This is a genomic window from Aestuariivita sp., assembly GCF_021404545.1.
GTDB lineage: Bacteria > Pseudomonadota > Alphaproteobacteria > Rhodobacterales > Rhodobacteraceae > Aestuariivita.
On record NZ_JAAWWD010000105.1, the window covers coordinates 1 to 1,437 of the forward strand.

3 protein-coding genes are annotated in these 1,437 nt (G+C 61.0%); all 3 read right to left on the reverse strand.

The window, feature by feature from the left end:
- Nucleotides 1–388 (reverse strand): biotin/lipoyl-binding protein (locus tag HEP69_RS23645; RefSeq protein ID WP_290560963.1); only part of this gene is annotated, 388 nt, incomplete at its 3' end.
- 133 nt (nucleotides 389–521) lie between these two features.
- The gene (locus tag HEP69_RS23650; protein ID WP_290560964.1) at nucleotides 522–1,010 is read right to left on the reverse strand and encodes a luciferase family protein; all 489 of its coding nucleotides are present in this window, start codon (nucleotides 1,008–1,010) and stop codon (nucleotides 522–524) included.
- 23 nt (nucleotides 1,011–1,033) lie between these two features.
- Nucleotides 1,034–1,213, reverse strand: a complete 180-nt coding sequence (locus HEP69_RS23655; protein ID WP_290560965.1) for a hypothetical protein — start codon at nucleotides 1,211–1,213, stop codon at nucleotides 1,034–1,036.
- Nucleotides 1,214–1,437 lie beyond the last annotated feature (224 nt).

Sequence of the window (1,437 nt, forward strand, 5' to 3'; positions counted from 1 at the left end):
CTGCATAAAGGCGCCGCGCGACATCCTCCTCCGCGCGGCGCTGTTCCAGAAGGGCCTCGGCCGCGCGTACTTCGGCCGCGCGCTGTTCGACAAGCAGCGTGGCGTTTTCCACGGCGATTTCAGCGCGGCGCAGTTCCGCCACCATCTGGTTGCGATTGGCCTGCAATTGCCGCGTGTCGAGCGTGGCCAGAGGCGCACCTGCCGTCACGAGCCCTCCTTCGTTCACAAGCACCGTGTCAATTCGCCCGGGCAGCTTGGCCGCAACGTCGATTTCGACCGCTTCGATCCGCCCGTTGCCGCGCGCGAATCCTTCCGCGTCCGTATCGGATAGGGGGCTTTGCCAGATCAAAAAGCCGGATACGGCGACAGCGATGACGATCGCGGCCATGATAACGGGTCTGTTTTTTGCCACTGGATACTCGCTTGTTGTGATGATTCGGGCGTGTTTTTTATTCTTGCGACGCGCCTGAACCCTAAATCATCCGCATGCGGTTTCACAACCGGATTGAACGGCGCATCCGTTACAGAACGATGTTGTCCACCCGTCCGAGCCGACCCCGGGCAAAGTCATAGGAAAGGCCCAGCAGGCCCAGAACTGAATCGATTTCGGGCTCATTTCTGGGCGCATAGACCATGACAGCCGGGGGCGGGATCATGCCCGCCGCAGCCATCGGATGTGGCTCTGCCCAGCCAAGATCGACGATCTTCGGCACCGCATCCTCTGGCAGCATCATGTGCAGGCTGCCGTCCTGCGGCGGATGGACATGGGCGAACTCGGTACCGATCATGAACGCCTCACGGCACCCGCAGCCGCGCCCGTGTTCGAGGCAAAGTCCCTCGGCCCCCGGCACCGAGATCATCGAGGGCTGGCGGATGACAAAGGGAAAATCGAAGGCCCTGTCCTTGAAAGCGCGATATGACGCGGCATCAGGGTTCTGACTGATCTGCGTATGCGGGGCACAAGGCGTGGTGACGGGCCTTGGCCCCTCGCGCGGCGGGATATTCAGCATAACGGGGCCTCCGTGGGCGTTGGTTACGCCTGCCCGGTCAGTGCGGGCGTGTTGGCCAGCAGGAAATCGCGGAACGATTGTGGCCTTAGTCCGGTCAGCTTTTCCACCTCATCCGAGGCCATGTCCAGATTCCCCTTGGCAATGGGGACATCAAAGGACGAGAAGACATTCGCCATGAACTCCGGCAGGCCATTCGTGACCATCGCCTCAACCAAGGCGTCGCGCGTGATCGGGACGTAGGGGATCTCCTTGCCGGCAACTTGGGACAGTATCGCGGCGATCTCGGCATGGCCGACGGCCTCGGGTCCGGTGATGTCGCGCAGGGTCGATCTCCTTTCAAACTCTTACCCTTACGCCCAAAACAGGTGTACACGACTATTGGGTAGAGTGCGTGTAAAGTCAAAACACATCAAGTGGCCAATCAGAT